Here is a 15,773-nt window from a genome sequence, read left to right as displayed (position 1 = left end):
CTGCGTCCTCGTTCTATGCGTTTGCATCGAACTGACGAGTACAACGTAGCGCAGGCCGGGGCATTCCCGCCACCGTGCCCGACTCCCTCGTGGGCGCGTGGTGGGTCACCGGGTCCGCTGCCTGCCCCCCCGAGATCACCCCTGGTTGGGTGCCATCCGCGGGCAGCGCGACGGTGCCGATCACCGGTAGCGTCGATGCAACGCCCTCACCAGGCACGATGATCAGGACTCCACGGAGGTGTCAGCGTGACCACCATCACCTCGACCGCGCGTCTCGTCCGCGACGAGTGGGTCCTGACCTGCATGGACTATCCCGCGATCGAGCACCACGGGTCGTGGCTCGACGAGGTCGTCGTGCAGCACCGCTCGATGGTCCGCGAGTTCTCGGGCGTCGACCCGGACATCGAGTACCTGCTCGGGGACGCGGACACGATGGCCCGCATGGCGACCGTTCGCCAGGCCGCAGCACGGGCGCGGGAGCTCCGCGACGAGGCCAGGGCCGTCGAGGACTCGGTCGCCCTCGAGCGCGACCGTCTGGTGCAGGAGCTGTCGGACCTGCGCGTCGCGCCGTCCGAGATCGCCGTCGTGCTCGGCGTGCCGGTCCGGTCCGTGCGGCACGATGCCGGCGCCGACGAAGAGGCGCGCATCGCACGTCGGATCCTGCGGTCCATGCACGCGGTGTGACCGACCGGGCGGCGCTCTGGAGGCCCGGGGCCGGGTCCAGACACGGGTCCGGCCCGCTTCGTGGCCGCTTCCGTGCGCGGTTCCGGCCCGGTTCCGAGTCCGGTCAGACAGGCGTCGGCGTGCCGCTGGTGTCGGTCGTCGGCGCCGCGTGGTGCATCCCGTCCGCCAACCACACGACGGTGACCACCACCAGCACGCTCGCCGACGACGCCATACGGCCCGCGACGAGCAGCGCGTCGTGGTCGTGGCCCGAGCCGGTCGCGAGCGCCACGACAGCCGCGGCCGCACCCACGGCGAACGTCACACCGGTCGAGACGACGAGGATCGCGGTCACCAGACGGCGCGGTCCACGTCGGCCGTCGCGGTCACCGCGCGCACCCTGGTCGACCCGCGGACCGACCGCACGGACGATGCCGACCCAGAACAGGGCGACGGCGCAGGCCCCCACGATGTCACTGACGCGGTGCCAGCCGTACACGACGGTCTGGTTCGCGACGAAGACGGCGTAGGCGGCCCCGACCAGCAGCACCACCGGCCGGAAGCGCCTGGGCGTGACCATCAGCACGGCGAACAGCGCGGCGAGGGCGATCGTCGCGTGGCCCGAGGGGAACGAGTTCGGCGTCGTCGACTGGGCGATCTCCGGGCGGACGGCGATACGCTTCACCAGGGTCGAGGTGCCCGCCGACGCGAGCACCACCAGACCCGCCGCCAGTCCCACGGCGAGCCGCCTCCGGGCGAACGCCACGGCGGCGATCACGACGATGAGCAGCAGCACGACCGGGACCGAGATGACGTTCAGGGCGGTGTCCGACCCGAACAGGTCGGTCTCGCGGACGCCGCCGAGCGCGGAGTCCTCGACTCGCTGCCCGACGGGCGTCAGCACGGCGACCGCGTACACGAGAGGCACGATCACGAACCCCACACCGGCCAGCACCCCCCACCGCAGCCGCCGAGACACGCTCGGCCCGCGGGGGTCCTCACGCGAGAACGGCGCACGGCGGTCGGGCGTGCGGGTCACGGGGATCGTCCTCCTCGGCGTGGTCGTCGCGGGACTGCTCGTGCGCCTGGTGACGGCGCTTCGATTGGGTCGGTCGGGGCGGGACACGATACCGTTGACCGGCCGGTCGGACGCTGGGAACCAGGGCGCCGTCGCGCCGGGTGCGGGTCCGGTCGCAGCCCGCTCGCCGGGGACGTCCGCCCGGACGGCACCGGCAACAGCGTCCCGCACGACATCACCGTCGGCCCTGGTGGCACGAGAAGAGGAGACCGAAGTGGCAGTCAAGGAACCGAGCATCATCGCCTCGCCGAACCGAGGGCTCGCGCTGACCGTCGGCATGCTGCTCGCCGTCTGGGGCGTCCTGGGCTTCTTCTTCGCCGGTGACAACGGCGCCCGCTTCTTCGGCGACAGCGGCGGCCTGCTGTGGAACGCCTTCCTGGTGAACGCCGCCCTCGTCCTGATCTGGACGGTGCTCGCCGCTGCGCTGTTCATCGTCGGCCTCGGCAACACCATCGGCTCGCGCAACGTGAACCTGGTCGTGGGCGTCGTGCTGATCGTCATGGCCGTGTACGGCTTCGTGTTCATGAACACCTCGGCCAACGTGTTCGCGATGAACCTGGCGGACAACATCTTCAACGCGATCGTGGGCGTCGTGCTGGTGCTCACCGCGCTGGGTGCGGACAAGCAGAACATCGCCGCGCTGCGGGCCGCCCGCGCCTGACACCTGCTCCCTCGCCGCCCGTCTGCCGCACCGGCAGGCGGGCGTCGTCGTCGGGCGGGCGGGCGTCGTCGTCGGGTTCGCCGCGTCAGGCGTCGGGCTTCGGCGCTTCGAGCTGCGTCGCGACGACGCGGGGCGCCTCGGACATGAAGCGCCGGACGTCCAGGTCCACGATGATGTCCGACGGGCGCAACGGCCGCGTCAGGTAGAGCCCGTCCAGCGAGGTCAGTCGGGAGAGCGCGACGTAGGTCTGCCCCGCGCTGAACACCCGGTTGCCCAGGTCGATCACGGCCCGGTCGTAGGTGCTGCCCTGGGACTTGTGGATCGTCACGGCCCAGGCGAGCCGCAGCGGGAACTGCTGGAACTCCCCCACGGTGTCCTTCTTGAGTTCCTTCTTGTCGGCGTCGTAAGAGTACTTGAACTTCTCCCACACCGATGGCTGGACCTCGAAGGACTCACCGTCGATGTCGACCCAGACCGTGTCGCGGATGGTCTGCACGACGCCGAGCGTGCCGTTCACCCAGCGTTGATCGGGGTCGTTGCGCAGGAACATCACGTGGGCGCCGGGCTTGAGCTCGAGGGCTTCGTCCGCCGGGAAGTTCCGACCGCCGAAGTCGCCGTTGACGTCGGCCCGGGCGGTCTTCACGGTGCCGGGCAGCCGTTCGAGCGCCGCCTTGTTGATCCGCGCCACGGTGTCGTTGCGGGTCGCGAGGGTGATCGCGTCGTCCGGAGCCGGACGCGCACCGGCCTCGTTCAGGCGGTTCGCCACGTCCGCGGTGACCCGACCGTGCCGCACGGCCGTCAGCATCGCCGCGAAGGCGTCGTCCCGCTGCCGGTGGACGGTGGCGAGCTCGATGATGTTGAGCTCGGCCTCGAGCCACACCTTGGCGTCGAAGAACCAGAGCGATCGGTAGTGGTCGGTGAAGTACGCGCGCTCGTCCCCGTCGCCCGGCACCGGCGGCAGCTGGTACGGGTCACCGAACATGACGACCTGCACGCCACCGAACGCCTCGAACTGGCGGCCGCGGGCCTTGCGGAGTGAGCGGTCCATGGCGTCGAGCAGGTCAGCGTTGACCATCGAGACCTCGTCGATGACCAGGGTGTCGATCGTGTTGAGGAGTTTGCGGGTGTCCGGGCCCTGTCGCAGCTCGGCGTCCGCGATGAGCCCGATCGGCAGCCGGAACAGCGAGTGGATGGTCTGGCCGCCGACGTTGAGGGCTGCGACGCCCGTGGGGGCGCAGATGACGACCTGCTTCTCGGTGTTCCACGACAGGTGGTTGAGCAGCGTGGACTTGCCCGTCCCCGCGCGCCCGGTGATGAAGACGTGGTCGCGGGTGGACTCGATGTGGTCGAAGACGGCGCGCTGCTCAGCGCTCAGCTCGATGCTCACGAGACGCTCGTCTCGGTGCCGGGGGCCACGGCGCCGGGCGTCGCACCCCCGTGCGGACGTCGCGCCCCGTCCCCCGCGGGCGCGACGCCCGCAGAGGGGCGCGATCCGGAGTCGCGGGGCCCGGGCGCGCCCGCACGGTCGTGCCGCAACCGCACGACACCGACGACCACCACGGCGACGACCAGCAGCACGCCGGCCACGACCAGGACGACGCCGGCGCGGGCCTGGTCGACCAGCGGGTCCGGCCCCCACGTCCGCCCCGTCGCGCCGAACCACGACGCCTGCAGCAGTCCGAGGGCGCCCTGCATCGCGATGCCGAGCGACACCATGCCCCCGGCGACGACCACGGCACCGGCAGCCCGCACCGCGAACGCCGCCCGCGATGCCGACCGGGCACCGGCGGCGACGGGCGTCAGGAGCGTCGGCAGCGCGAGGAGCCCGACCAGCAGGAACACCACGTCGATCACGGTGCGACCGATCGAGTCACTGGCCGACCACCGCACCGCCTGGGTGCCGACGAACGCCCACCAGAGCGCCGCCAGCAGCACGAACGCCGGGAAGGGCTGCACCAGGTAGCGCACGGCGGCGTTGTCGACGAGGACACCGGTCCACTCGCGGACGCCCGTGCTGCCGTCGTCCCGCGGGTGCACTGCCGCACGGATGAGCTGCACCGGTGCCGCGGCCCACACCAGCGCGGGGACGACCACACCGAGCAGCACGTGCGCACCGACGTCGGCAGACAGCAGGAACCGGTCGTACTGGTGCAGCGAGCCCGAGGTCGCGACGACCAGGCTGACGACGGCGATCGCAGCCGCGACACTGCGACGGACCGGCCAGGACACTCCGCGACGACGGAGCCGGACCACGCCGGCGATGTAGGTGGCCACGAGGAGCACGGCGACCATGAGCCAGAACAGGTCGATGTTCCACTGCGTCAGCCACCCCCACGTGCCGGGCGCCCGGGGCAACGGGTCGTCGGTCAGGATCTCGGCCGGAGAGGGATCACTCGTCTTGCTCAGGGCGATCTGGTCGACCGGCGTCGCCGTGCGGCCGAGCGCCGCCGCGAAGCCCGAGGCGACGCCCATGACGGCGAGCTCGAGCACCACCAGGGTCCAGAACGGCCGTGCACGCCCAGGCGTGGCCGTCAGGGCGACGACGGCGCGACGACGCTGCACCGCCCCGAGGACGCCGAGCGCGATGATCGCCGCGGTCTTCACCAGGACCAGCGCGCCGTACGGGGTGAACAGGTTCGAGAACGCGCCGACCCGGATCTGCGCGGACGCGACACCGGAGACCGCGACCAGGACGAAGCACCCGAGCGCGATGCTGGAGTACCGACCGACCACGAGTGCCAGGCGGTCCCCCGGCACCACCGCACGGACGAGCGTCAGCATCACGAGCCCGCCGATCCACAGAGCGGCGCCGACCAGGTGCAGCCCGAGCGCGGTGACCGCGGCGTCGTGGCTGGCCGTGCCGGCGGCGTGCCCCTGCTGCGCGAGGGGGACGAGGCCGATCATCGCGACGCCGGCGGTCAGGGCGACCATGCCCCGCGACCGGACGGCGAAGCAGAGCACCGTGACGGCGGCCGCGACCAGCACGGTGACCAGCCACGCCAAGCCCAGGTCGGTCCCGGTCAGGAACACGCCCATCGACTGGCCGAACTGGTCGTCGAGCGAGATCCGCGACCCGGCGACGCTGAGGAACGTGAAGAAGGTCGTGACGGCCGACGCGACGGTCCAGACGCCGGCCGACGCGGCCGCGACGTCGATCGCACGGTTCCACTCGGGGGCCGTCCGTGACAGCCCGATGGTCACGAGCGCGAGACCGCCGATGGTGGCCGCAGCGGACAGGTCGACGACGACCCGGGCGATCGGCAGCCCGAAGCGCACCGCGGAACCGGGGTCGGCGATCAGCGCGGCGTCGGCCCCGCCGCCGATCACCAGGGCGACCAGCAGCGACACGAACGCGACGAGGACCAGCACGGCTGGCCCGGCGATGCGCGCGATCCGGTTCACCCGACAAGCCTAGGCGCTGCCCACCGCGGCACCGAACGCCGGACCCGGACCTGTGGAGGACCGGCAGGAACGACGAAGGGGACGGCCGGAGCCGTCCCCTGCGTGCCGTACGACAGTCTTACTTGACCGAGGCCTTGAGCTTCGAGCCGGCGCTGACCTTGACCGAGTCGCTCGCGGCGATCTCGATGGCTTCACCCGTCTGCGGGTTGCGGCCGGTGCGGGCGGCGCGGTGCGTCTTCTCGAAGGCGATCCACCCGGGGATCGTGACCTTCGTGCCGTCGGCGACGGAGCCCGAGACGACGCTGAAGAGCGCGTCGACGACGCCGTTGACGGTGGCCTGGCTCTGGCCGGACTCGGCGGCGACGGCAGCGACGAGCTCGGTGCGGTTCAGTGACTTGTCAGCCATTGGATGTCCTCCTCGGACTTCTTGCGTATCGGTCGGACGCACGTGGCGCCCGGTGCCCTGAGCGGTTGCCCCGGGGCTTCGGACCAGCGGGCCGAGGGCCCGGCGGAACCAGAGGTGAACCTACCAGCCGGTCGCGATGATGACCGCCGACTCGCCCGGATTTCCGGGGGTGTCGCGGGATGCAAGGGACGGATGGGGCCAATGTGACGAACCTGTCCCCCGAAACGACGAACACCCCGTCACCGGTGTGGGTGACGGGGTGTTCGTGGAGTGGGTGCTTACCAGGAGCTCTTGGTGATGCCCGGCAGTTCGCCACGGTGCGCCATGTCGCGGAAGCGGACACGGCTGATGCCGAACTCACCGAGGTGGCCACGGGGGCGGCCGTCGATGGCGTCACGGTTGCGGTAGCGCACCGGCGAGGCGTCGCGGGGGAGCTTCTGCAGCCCCACGCGAGCGGCCTCACGCGACTCGTCCGTGCCGTTCGGGTCCACGAGGGCCTTCTTCAGCTCGAGACGACGCTCGGCGTAGCGCGCGATGACGACGGCACGCTGGTTGTTCTTCGCGATCATGCTCTTCTTGGCCATGCTTAGCGCTCCTCACGGAAGTCGACGTGCTTGCGGACGACCGGGTCGTACTTCTTCAGCACGAGACGGTCCGGGTTGTTGCGACGGTTCTTCTTGGTCACGTACGTGAACCCGGTGCCCGCCGTCGAGCGGAGCTTGATGATCGGACGGACGTCCTGACCCTTCTTCGCCATCAGATCTTCTCCCCACGGGCGAGGACGTCCTTGACGACGGACTCGATCCCACGTGCGTCGATGACCTTGATGCCCTTCGCGCTCAGGGTGAGCGTGACGTTACGACGAAGCGAGGGCACGTAGTACGTCTTCTTCTGCACGTTCGGGTCGAAGCGACGCTTCGTCCGGCGGTGCGAGTGCGAGATGTTGTGTCCGAAGCCGGGGGTGGCTCCGGTCACCTGGCACACTGCTGCCATGGTTTCCTCCTGATGATTACCGTGCGGCCGATCGGTCGCACCCAAGGTCACTTGCCTGGCGCACACGCGCGTGGTCACCGTGGGTGACGTTGCGAGGGGGTTGTGTGCACCGCCCAGTTCGACTGCGAGAGACGAACACGTCCGTCTTCGAGAGACGGATCCGCGCAACCGCGGCGTTCGCGACGGTCGGAGGGCTGAACAACGGGCCCGCGCAAGCACGGACCAGCAGCCAACGATACGCGAAGGTCGGGCGTGTCGCAAACCCGGTCTGGAGGCCCGGCCCGGCTCGGTCCCGCCGGCGCGGTCCACGGGGTCGGCGGTCTCAGGCCCCGGTGCGCGCCGCCGTGCAGGCAGCACACTCGCCGAAGATGTCCACGACGTGGCTGGCGTTCGTGAACCCGTGCTCGGCGGCGACCTGCTGGGCCCACCGCTCGACCGGGTCCGCCTGGATCTCGACCGTCCGTCCGCAGTTCCGGCAGATCAGGTGGTGGTGGTGCTTGTCGGTCGTGCAGGCCCGGTAGAGCGACTCGCCGTCCTGCTGCAGGGAGTCGGCGTCACCCTCGGTCGCCAGGTCGGCGAGCGCGCGGTACACCGTGGCAAGCCCGATCGTCGAGCCGCCGTCACGCAGGTGTGCGTGCAGCGCCTGGGCACTGACGAACCCCTCGGTGGAGTCGAGCGCGCCGCGGACGGCCTCGCGCTGCCAGGTGTTGCGCTTGGCCTTGGGCGCTGCGGACTGCGGTGCGGCGGCGGGCTTCTGGACGGCGTTCATACGGCGACCTCCTGCTGGGGTGCGGACTGCTGTTCGCGGACGGTGACGCGGTCGCGACCACGTCGTTCGCGGCGCGCTCCGACGACGCGGCAGACCACCCAGATGGCGAACGAGATGGTGGTGACGTACGGGCTGATCGGCAGTCCACCACCGAGCGCCAGCAGGATCCCGCCGACGACCGACACGACGGCGAACAGCATCGACAGCAGCGGGACGAGCACGGGGTGCACGGTCAGGCGGAGCGCCGCGGCCGCTGGCGTGACCAGCAGCGAGAGCACGAGCAGGGCGCCGACGATCTGCACCGAGACCGCCGTCGCGAGCCCGAGCGCGAGCATGAAGACGAGCGCGAGTGTCCGGACGGGGACCCCCGCTGCCGCCGCGACGTCGGGGTCGACGGACGCGAACATCAGGGGGCGCCAGATGACGACCAGGATCGCCACGACGACGGCGCTGATCACGATGAGCGAGGTGAGCTGCGGGTTGTCGACCGAGACGATCTGCCCGGTCAGCAGCCCGAACTTGTTGGCCGCACGCCCCTTGTAGAGCGCCAGGCACAGGATCCCGAGTCCAAGCCCGAACGGCATGAGCACGGCGATGATCGAGTTGCGGTCGCGGGCCCGCGAGCCGAGCAGTCCGATCAGCAGCGCGGCGATCACCGAGCCCACCAGGGACCCGGTGACGACGTTGACGCCGAGCAGCAGCGACGCGCTGGCACCCGCGAACGACAACTCGCTGATGCCGTGCACCGCGAACGGCATGTTGCGGGCGACGACGAACGGCCCGATGAGCCCGCCGACGATGCCCAGCACCGCGCCGGCCCAGATCGAGTTCTGCACGAGCGCGACGAGCTCGGGCCAGTCCTGGAACGAGAAGACCGTCGACCAGACGTCCATCACAGCCGCCCTTCGTCCGGGCCCGGCGTGTGCGGGTCCGCTTCGCAGTGGTGGTGTTCGCCGGGGGCCTCGGCACCGCCGACGATGACGATCCGCCCCATCGTGCGCACGACGTCGACGGGCGTGCCGTACAGGTCGGACAGCACGTCGGCGCGCAGGACCTCGTCCGGGGACCCGATCCGGAAGCGGCCGCCCGCGATGTACAGGACCCGGTCGACGACGTCGAGGATCGGGTTCACGTCGTGCGTGACGAACAGCACTGCCGCGCCCTGCTGTCGGCGCTGGCGGTCGATGAGCTCGGTGACCCCGCGCTGGTGGCGCAGGTCGAGCGAGATGAGGGGTTCGTCGCAGAGCAGCAGGGCCGGGTCGGCCGCGATGGCCTGTCCGACGCGGGTGCGCTGCTGTTCACCGCCGGAGAGCTCGGCCACGGGGGCGTCGGCGAACGCGGTGGCCCCGACCTCGTCGATGATCCGGTCGATGCGCTCGCGCTCGGCCCCGCGCTCGGGTCGGATGCCCCAACGGTGCCCGGTCACGCCCTGGGCGATCATGTCCCGGGCGCGCAACGGGGTACCGGACTCCATCAGGCGCTGCTGCGGGATGTACCCGATGCGGCGGTGCCCACGGCGGATCGGCTGGCCGAGGAACGTCATCGACCCGCTGGTCAGGCGCTGCTGCCCGAGCACGGTCCGCAGCAACGAGGTCTTGCCGGCGCCGTTCGGCCCGAGCACCGCCAGGAACTCCCCCGGTGCCACGTCGAGGTCGAGGCCGTCCCAGAGCTTGCGCGCCCCGTAGGACAGCCCCGCGTCGTGCAGCGCGAGCACGGCGGGACCGCCGCTGCGCTGGGCAGCGGCGGTCCGCGTCTGGTCCTGGATCGTCGTCACTTCGTCAGCGCCGCCTTGACCGCGTCGATGTTCGCCTGCTGCCACGAGACGTAATCCTCCCCCTTCGGGAGCGTCTCCGTGACACCCACCACCGGGATGCCTGCCGTGTCGGCGGCCTTCTTGACCTGTTCGGTCTCGGGGCTGGAGGTCTGCTCGTTGTAGGCCAGCAGCTTGACGGTGCGGTCGCTGAACAGCTTCAGGGTGTCGTTGAGCGACGCGGGCGGGACGTCGTTGCCCTCTTCGATCGCCTCGGAGAAGGCCTGGGGCGTGACGTTGTCGAGTCCCATCGCCTGGAAGAGGTAGCCCGGCACGGGCTCGGTGTAGGCCACCTTGTCGCCCTGGTCGGACTGCTTGGCGGCGGCGGTCTGCGACTCGAGGTCCTGCAGCTTGGCCGTCAGGGCCTTGGCGTTGGACTCGAACGTCGCCTTGTCCGCGTTGTCGAGGGTGCCGAGGCGGTGGGCGATGTCCGCGACGAGCGTGACCATCGTCGGGTAGCTGTAGAACACGTGCTCGTTGAACTCGGTGTCGCCGGCCTTGTCGAGCCCGGACAGCTTCACGACGTTGATCGTGTCGGCCGTGGTGTTCGACGACTTCGCCAGCGTGGTCATGAAGTCGTCGTACCCGCCACCGTTCTCGATGAGCAGGTCGGCCTTGGACACGGCGAGCTGGGTCTGCGCGCTGGACTCGAACGAGTGCGGGTCCTGCGAGGGGTCCTCGAGGATGCTCGTCACGCTGACGTGCTTGCCACCGATCGTCTCGACGAGCGAGCCGTACACGTTGGTCGAGGCGACGACGCGGACGGTGCCGTCACTGCTGGCACCGGAGGACCCGGACGAGGTCGCGCAGCCCGTCAGGGCGAGCGCGGCGGCGCCGACGACGAGCGGCAGGGCGAGGAGGCGACGGTTCTGCATGTCGACGACGCTAGTGCTAGTTGATAACGATTGTCAAAACCAACGCGAGCCGAGACGGGAGGCTCGGTGCCAGCTGGCACCGAGCCTCCCGTCTGGTGGTGGTCGCGACTAGGCCTTGGTGGCCGCGTCGATCGCGTTCTCGGCGATCGTGTCCTCTTCGCGGCCGGGGGTCCGCAGGTTCCACTTCTTGATCACGAAGCTGAACAGGAAGTAGTAGACGACCGCGTAGCCCAGGCCGATCGGGATGAGCCAGATCGCCCCGTCCGCCTTGCCGAAGTTGAGCACGTAGTCGATCGCGCCGGCCGAGAACGAGAACCCGTCCCGGATGCCGAGCGCGTTGACCAGCGCGAGCGAGGTCCCCGTCAGCACTGCGTGGATGACGTAGAGCGGGAACGCCACGAACATGAACGAGTACTCGAGCGGCTCGGTGATGCCCGTCACGAACGACGTCAGCGCGGCGGAGATCATGATGCCGCCGACCAGCTTGCGGTTCTGCGGCTTGGCGTTGCGCCAGATCGCCAGGGCTCCGGCGGGGAGCGCGAACATCATGATCGGGAAGAAGCCGGTCTGGAAGATGCCCGCGGTCGGGTCGCCGGCCAGGAAGCGCGCGATGTCGCCGTGGTAGGTCACACCGCCGGTCGAGAAGCTGCCGAGCTGGAACCACGGGAAGAAGTTGAGCAGCTGGTGCAGGCCGATCGGGATCAGCATGCGGTTGACGAACCCGAAGACGCCGCCACCGATCACGGCGTTGTCGGCGACGGCCTGACCTGCCGCCGTCAGGGCGATGTCGAAGTAGCGGTACACGAAGGACATGAGCACGGCGATGACCAGACCGGCGACCGCCGTGAGGATCGGGACCAGGCGACGGCCCGAGAAGAACCCGAGGAAGTCCGGCATCTTCGTGCGGTGGAAGCGGCTCCACAGCCCGGCCGCGACCAGACCCATCACGATGCCGCCCAGGACGCCGAAGTTGATCGTCGCCTGGTCGCCGTTCGCGTCCTTGACCCCGGCGAGCACGATCGGGGACATCGCCGCGAACACCTGGTACATGACCATGTAGCCGACGACCGCGGCGAGCGCCGTGGTGCCGTCGGACTTCTTGGCCCAGCCGATCGCGATGCCGACGGCGAACAGCAGTGGCAGCCACGTGAAGACACCGTTGCCGGCGGCGGCGACGATCGTCGCCCCCTTGGCGAACCCGGGGATCGCGCCGAGCATGTCGGACTGGCCGAGGCGCAGCAGGATGCCCGCGGCGGGCATGACCGCGATCGGCAGCAGCAGGCTCCGCCCGAGGCGTTGCGCGTTGGCGAAGAGCTTGCTCTGCTTCTTCGGCGTCTTCTTCTCCGGCACATCCGTGGTGGCAGCAGTGCTCATCGGAGGTCCTCTCGTCATCGGGTGGAGCTGTCGGGGGTGGGTTGAGTCGTGGGGGCGGCGCAGGTAACCTCGGCGGTGTCGCCAGGTCCGGTCCTGTCCGGTCATGACCAGTCCGTAGTCTCCGTGACGACGGCATGCATGTCAACCTGGGCAACGACCCTGAACGAGGAGGAAACCGATGGCCGACATCAAGGCAGCCGACATCATCGCCGCGCTCGGCGGCGCCGACAACATCGAAGAGGTCGAAGGCTGCATCACGCGCCTCCGCGTCGAGGTGGAGGACGGCGACCTCGTCGACAAGGACGCGCTGAAGTCGGCGGGCGCGCAGGCCGTCGTCGGTGGCGGCACCGGCTGGCAGGTCATCGTCGGACCGATCGCCGACAACCTCGCGCAGGACATCCAGGACGAGCTGTGACCGCAGTCCTGACCCCGTTCGCCGGCCCGGTCGTCGCACTCGCCGACGTGCCCGACCCGGTGTTCGCCGGGCAGCTCGTCGGTGCCGGGGTCGCCGTCGACCCGACCGGCGTCGAGGGCACGGTCACCGCGGTGGCTCCCGTCGCCGGCACGATCGTCAAGCTGCACCCGCACGCGTTCGCGATGCAGGGTTCGGCGGGGACGGACGTCCTGGTGCACGTCGGCATCGACACCGTGAAGATGGCCGGGCAGGGCTTCGAGCTGCTGGCTGCCGAGGGCGACACCATCGCTGCCGGTGACCCCGTCGTCCGGTTCACCCCGGCGACGATCACCGCTGCCGGGTACTCCCCGGTGTGCCCCGTCGTCGTGCTCGGTTCCGCGCCGGACTCGATCCCGCAGGACACCGTCGGCACCAAGGTCGCCGAGGGCGCCACGCTCTACACGGTCTGACCCGCGAGAGCGACAGTTCGCGGGGCACTGCCGCGCAACTCCTCCGCGAAAGCGACAGTTCGCCGCCGATCTTCGGGCGCGAACTGTCGCTTTCGCAGAGGGGACCGGCGGCCAGCGGCGGAGCCGGCCTGCGGCGGGACCGGCCGGCGGCGGCCGGGTCAGGCGACCGCGCGGGCCGCCGTGACCTCCATCTGCACGCGGTAGCGGTCGGAGCGGTACCACGACATCGCGTGCTCGACGGGCCGGTCGCCCGAGTACGAGACCCGGTCGAACTCCAGCACCGGAGCACCCGTCTTCGTGCCGAGCAGCGTCGCGACGTCGTCGGCTGCGGGCTTCGCCGCGACGGTCTGCTGGGCCCGGTCGATGGGCATGCCGTACTCGTTCGCGACGATCGAGTACACCGACCCGGACAGGTCGTGTTCGAGGAGCCCCGGGAACGCGTCCGCGACCAGCCATGCGTCGTCGATCGACACCGGCGCCCCGTCGGCCATGCGCAGGCGCTTCAGGTGGTACGCCGCGACGCCCTCGCCCAGGCGCAGTGCCGCGGCGGTGTCGGCCGGCGGGACCCGCTCCTCACGCACCAGCACGACCGTGGTCGGCACGTGGCCCATCGCCCGCATCTCCTCGGTGAACGAGGCCAGGTGCAGGGTCGACTGCACGGGCCGGTGGGCGACGAAGGTGCCCTTGCCGCGGACGCGCTCCAGGTAGCCCTCGTTGACGAGCTGGCCGAGGGCCTCGCGCACCGTGATCCGTGATACGCCGTACTCGGCGATGAGTGCCCGCTCGGACGGGATCGCCGCCCCCGGGGCCAGTCGGACGGTGGCCAGCTCGAGCAGGATCCGGCGCAGCTGCTGGTGCTTCGGCTCCGCGCCTTCGGTGATGCGGCTCGTCATCGGTCCCTCGTGCTCCGTTGCGGTGTCGGTGGTCGGCCGGGTGGTCCTGGGCGGACATGACCAGTTCCATCACAGTAGCGATCCCTGGGCAGAAGGTCGATGTACCCCGGAGAACCCGTGCCAGGATGTGCCCGTGATCTCCGTGGTGATCGTCGACGACGAAGCGCTGGTGCGGTACGGCTTCGAGCTGATCCTCGGCGCGGCACCCGACATCGAGGTGGTGGCGACGACCTCGGACGTCGACGCGCTCGCCGTCGTCACCGAGCACCGCCCCGACGTGGTGCTGCTGGACGTCCGCATGCCCCGCATCGACGGACTCGACCTGCTCGGTGCGATCACCGCGTTGCCCGAGCCCCCGGCGGTCGCCATGCTCACGACGTTCGACGCCGCCGAGCACCTGGGCCGGGCGATGGAGCTCGGCGCCGCGGGGTTCCTGCTCAAGGACACCGACCCCGAGGGACTGGCCCAGTACGTGAGAGTCCTGGCAGCCGGCGGCGTGGTGCTCGCGTCGGAACTCGACCGGGCCAGGCTGTTCGCCCCGTCGGTCACCGCGACCGAGGCGCCACCGATGACGGACCGTGAGCTCGCGGTCCTGCAGCTCGTCGCCGACGGGGTCAGCAACCCCGAGATCGGTGCGCGGCTCGGCGTCAGCACCGGCACCGTGAAGGAGGACGTCCGCGCGCTGCTCGCGGCCTTCGGCGTCGCGAGTCGTGTGCAGCTGGCCCTGCGCGCGGCCGCGGCCGGGCTGCTCCGTGTCTGAGTCGCGCGTCCGTCGGGCGCTCGACACGACGGACAGGAGGCTCGACACCGTGGTCGACGCCGGCCTGCGCTGGATCCGTGGTCACCGGCCGCCCTGGTGGCTGGTCGACGCGTTCTTCGTCGCCGCCGCCGTCGGGGACGCCGTGCTCGACATCTCCGGCGCCACCACGTTCGAGACGTCGATGTCCCTGCTGGCCGCCGCAGCCCTGCTGCTGCGCCGTCGCCTGCCCGTGACGGCGTTCGCGCTGACCCTGCCGGGGCTGTTCGTCGGGTCCGCGGTGGTGGCATCCGTCGTGGCGCTGTTCACGATCGGGCAGCGGACCGAGCGGCGGTGGCTGATGCTGCTCGCCGCGGTCGTCGAGTTCGTCGGGTTCGGCGGGTTCGTCGGCCCACCGCAGACCTTCGAGGACGTCATCGTCTCGATCATCTACGCCCTGATCTTCGCGCTCGGCCCCCTGTCGATCGGGCTGCTCGCCCAGACCCGCCAGCGCCTGACCGAACGGCTCGCCGAACGTGACACCGCCCGCGCCGAGGAACGCCGACAGGCCGCCGAGGTCGCGCTGTCCCGCGAACGGGCCCTGCTGGCGCGCGAGATGCACGACGTCGTCTCGCACCAGGTCACCCTCATCGCCGTGCAGGCCGGCGGGATGCAGATGGCCGGCCGGGACGAGGCCGAACGCGGCTTCGCCCGGACCATCCGGCAGTTGTGCGTCGTGACCCTGCAGGAACTGCGCGAGATGGTGCAGGTGCTCCGGGCCGCGGGTGGCACCGACCGCCAGATCGCCCCGCAGCCCGTCCTGGCCGACCTCGACCGGCTCGTCGCCGCCGCGGGGCTCGACACCACGACCGCGGTCGCGTTGCCCGAGACCCTGTCCCAGCCGGTGCAGCGTGCGGTCTACCGCTTCGTGCAAGAGGCGCTGACCAACGTCCGGAAGCACGCCCCCGGCGCCGCCGTGCACGTGTCGGGAGCCGTCGTCGACGGGGCCGTCGCCGTGCACGTCGTGAACGGGCCACCGGCGTCGGCGCGTCTGGAGCTGCCGGGGTCCGGCCTCGGGCTCATCGGCCTGAGCGAACGGGCGTCGCTGCTCGGCGGTGCACTCGTGAGCGGTCCCACCGAGGACGGCGGGTTCGCCCTGCACCTGACGCTGCCGGTCGACCACCTGCCGCCGACCGGCTGAGCGGACGGGTCCGAGCACGTCCGATGGCCGATCGGCCATCGCGGTTCA

Annotated in this window: 19 protein-coding genes; 6 read left to right on the top strand and 13 right to left on the bottom strand. The window is 70.7% G+C overall.

The window, feature by feature from the left end; translation table 11 throughout:
• The first annotated feature begins 246 nt into the window (after positions 1–246).
• A complete protein-coding gene (locus ACLBWP_RS08870) occupies positions 247–684 on the top strand; it encodes a hypothetical protein (protein ID WP_243562189.1) in 438 nt (145 codons plus the stop codon).
• Between the two features lie 103 nt (positions 685–787).
• On the opposite strand, the gene ACLBWP_RS08865 is transcribed toward ACLBWP_RS08870, so the two are convergent.
• Complete coding sequence (locus ACLBWP_RS08865; RefSeq protein WP_243562188.1) at positions 788–1,702, bottom strand: phosphatase PAP2 family protein; 915 nt, start codon at positions 1,700–1,702, stop codon at positions 788–790.
• Positions 1,703–1,955: 253 nt separating this feature from the next.
• On the opposite strand from ACLBWP_RS08865, the gene ACLBWP_RS08860 reads away from it, so the two are divergent.
• Positions 1,956–2,402 (top strand): DUF4383 domain-containing protein, encoded by a 447-nt coding sequence (locus tag ACLBWP_RS08860; protein WP_243562187.1) that lies wholly within the window; start codon positions 1,956–1,958, stop codon positions 2,400–2,402.
• An 85-nt stretch (positions 2,403–2,487) separates the two neighbouring features.
• Here ACLBWP_RS08860 and ACLBWP_RS08855 read toward each other — a convergent pair whose 3' ends face one another.
• The 11 genes from ACLBWP_RS08855 to ACLBWP_RS08805 form a co-directional block, all read right to left on the bottom strand.
• On the bottom strand, positions 2,488–3,789 hold the full coding sequence (locus tag ACLBWP_RS08855) for an ATP-dependent DNA helicase (RefSeq protein WP_243562186.1): 1,302 nt from the start codon (positions 3,787–3,789) through the stop codon (positions 2,488–2,490).
• Positions 3,786–5,804, bottom strand: coding sequence for a cytochrome c oxidase assembly protein (locus ACLBWP_RS08850; RefSeq protein ID WP_447654886.1), 2,019 nt, complete (start codon positions 5,802–5,804; stop codon positions 3,786–3,788). The genes ACLBWP_RS08855 and ACLBWP_RS08850 overlap by 4 nt, the downstream gene beginning before the upstream one ends.
• Before the next feature lie 118 nt (positions 5,805–5,922).
• On the bottom strand, positions 5,923–6,210 hold the full coding sequence (locus ACLBWP_RS08845) for an HU family DNA-binding protein (protein WP_111114318.1): 288 nt from the start codon (positions 6,208–6,210) through the stop codon (positions 5,923–5,925).
• A 278-nt stretch (positions 6,211–6,488) separates the two neighbouring features.
• The gene (rpsN, locus tag ACLBWP_RS08840) at positions 6,489–6,794 is read right to left on the bottom strand and encodes a 30S ribosomal protein S14 (protein WP_243562184.1); all 306 of its coding nucleotides are present in this window, start codon (positions 6,792–6,794) and stop codon (positions 6,489–6,491) included.
• A gap of 2 nt (positions 6,795–6,796) precedes the next feature.
• Positions 6,797–6,967, bottom strand: a complete 171-nt coding sequence (gene rpmG, locus ACLBWP_RS08835) for a 50S ribosomal protein L33 (protein ID WP_056123557.1) — start codon at positions 6,965–6,967, stop codon at positions 6,797–6,799.
• Positions 6,967–7,203: a 50S ribosomal protein L28 gene (gene rpmB, locus ACLBWP_RS08830; protein ID WP_056123559.1), complete on the bottom strand. Its 237-nt coding sequence runs from the start codon at positions 7,201–7,203 to the stop codon at positions 6,967–6,969. The genes rpmG and rpmB overlap by 1 nt, the downstream gene beginning before the upstream one ends.
• Positions 7,204–7,525: 322 nt before the next feature.
• Positions 7,526–7,972, bottom strand: a complete 447-nt coding sequence (locus tag ACLBWP_RS08825) for a Fur family transcriptional regulator (RefSeq protein WP_243562183.1) — start codon at positions 7,970–7,972, stop codon at positions 7,526–7,528.
• Positions 7,969–8,865 (bottom strand): metal ABC transporter permease, encoded by an 897-nt coding sequence (locus tag ACLBWP_RS08820; protein WP_447654885.1) that lies wholly within the window; start codon positions 8,863–8,865, stop codon positions 7,969–7,971. The genes ACLBWP_RS08825 and ACLBWP_RS08820 overlap by 4 nt, the downstream gene beginning before the upstream one ends.
• The gene (locus ACLBWP_RS08815; RefSeq protein WP_243562181.1) at positions 8,865–9,746 is read right to left on the bottom strand and encodes a metal ABC transporter ATP-binding protein; all 882 of its coding nucleotides are present in this window, start codon (positions 9,744–9,746) and stop codon (positions 8,865–8,867) included. Before ACLBWP_RS08815 ends, ACLBWP_RS08820 begins: the two co-directional genes overlap by 1 nt.
• Positions 9,743–10,657, bottom strand: coding sequence for a metal ABC transporter solute-binding protein, Zn/Mn family (locus tag ACLBWP_RS08810; RefSeq protein ID WP_447654884.1), 915 nt, complete (start codon positions 10,655–10,657; stop codon positions 9,743–9,745). Before ACLBWP_RS08810 ends, ACLBWP_RS08815 begins: the two co-directional genes overlap by 4 nt.
• A 108-nt stretch (positions 10,658–10,765) precedes the next feature.
• Positions 10,766–12,031: a PTS transporter subunit EIIC gene (locus ACLBWP_RS08805; protein WP_447654883.1), complete on the bottom strand. Its 1,266-nt coding sequence runs from the start codon at positions 12,029–12,031 to the stop codon at positions 10,766–10,768.
• A 178-nt stretch (positions 12,032–12,209) separates the two neighbouring features.
• Here ACLBWP_RS08805 and ACLBWP_RS08800 point away from each other — a divergent pair, with 178 nt between their 5' ends.
• Together ACLBWP_RS08800 and ACLBWP_RS08795 are read left to right on the top strand one after the other, a co-directional pair.
• A complete protein-coding gene (locus ACLBWP_RS08800) occupies positions 12,210–12,446 on the top strand; it encodes a PTS transporter subunit EIIB (RefSeq protein WP_447654882.1) in 237 nt (78 codons plus the stop codon).
• Entirely contained in the window at positions 12,443–12,895 is a 453-nt protein-coding gene (locus ACLBWP_RS08795) for a PTS sugar transporter subunit IIA (RefSeq protein ID WP_447654881.1), read from the top strand. The genes ACLBWP_RS08800 and ACLBWP_RS08795 overlap by 4 nt, the downstream gene beginning before the upstream one ends.
• A 158-nt stretch (positions 12,896–13,053) precedes the next feature.
• On the opposite strand, the gene ACLBWP_RS08790 is transcribed toward ACLBWP_RS08795, so the two are convergent.
• A complete protein-coding gene (locus tag ACLBWP_RS08790) occupies positions 13,054–13,788 on the bottom strand; it encodes a GntR family transcriptional regulator (RefSeq protein ID WP_243562177.1) in 735 nt (244 codons plus the stop codon).
• Positions 13,789–13,921: 133 nt separating this feature from the next.
• Between ACLBWP_RS08790 and ACLBWP_RS08785 the strand changes: the two genes are divergently transcribed.
• Together ACLBWP_RS08785 and ACLBWP_RS08780 are read left to right on the top strand one after the other, a co-directional pair.
• On the top strand, positions 13,922–14,548 hold the full coding sequence (locus ACLBWP_RS08785) for a response regulator (protein WP_447654880.1): 627 nt from the start codon (positions 13,922–13,924) through the stop codon (positions 14,546–14,548).
• Positions 14,541–15,725: a sensor histidine kinase gene (locus ACLBWP_RS08780; RefSeq protein WP_447654879.1), complete on the top strand. Its 1,185-nt coding sequence runs from the start codon at positions 14,541–14,543 to the stop codon at positions 15,723–15,725. The genes ACLBWP_RS08785 and ACLBWP_RS08780 overlap by 8 nt, the downstream gene beginning before the upstream one ends.
• Positions 15,726–15,773 lie beyond the last annotated feature (48 nt).

This window comes from Microbacterium sp. M1A1_1b, from assembly GCF_053345565.1.
Note: the sequence above shows the minus strand (reverse complement) of the source record. Positions and strands in the feature narration are given on the sequence as shown.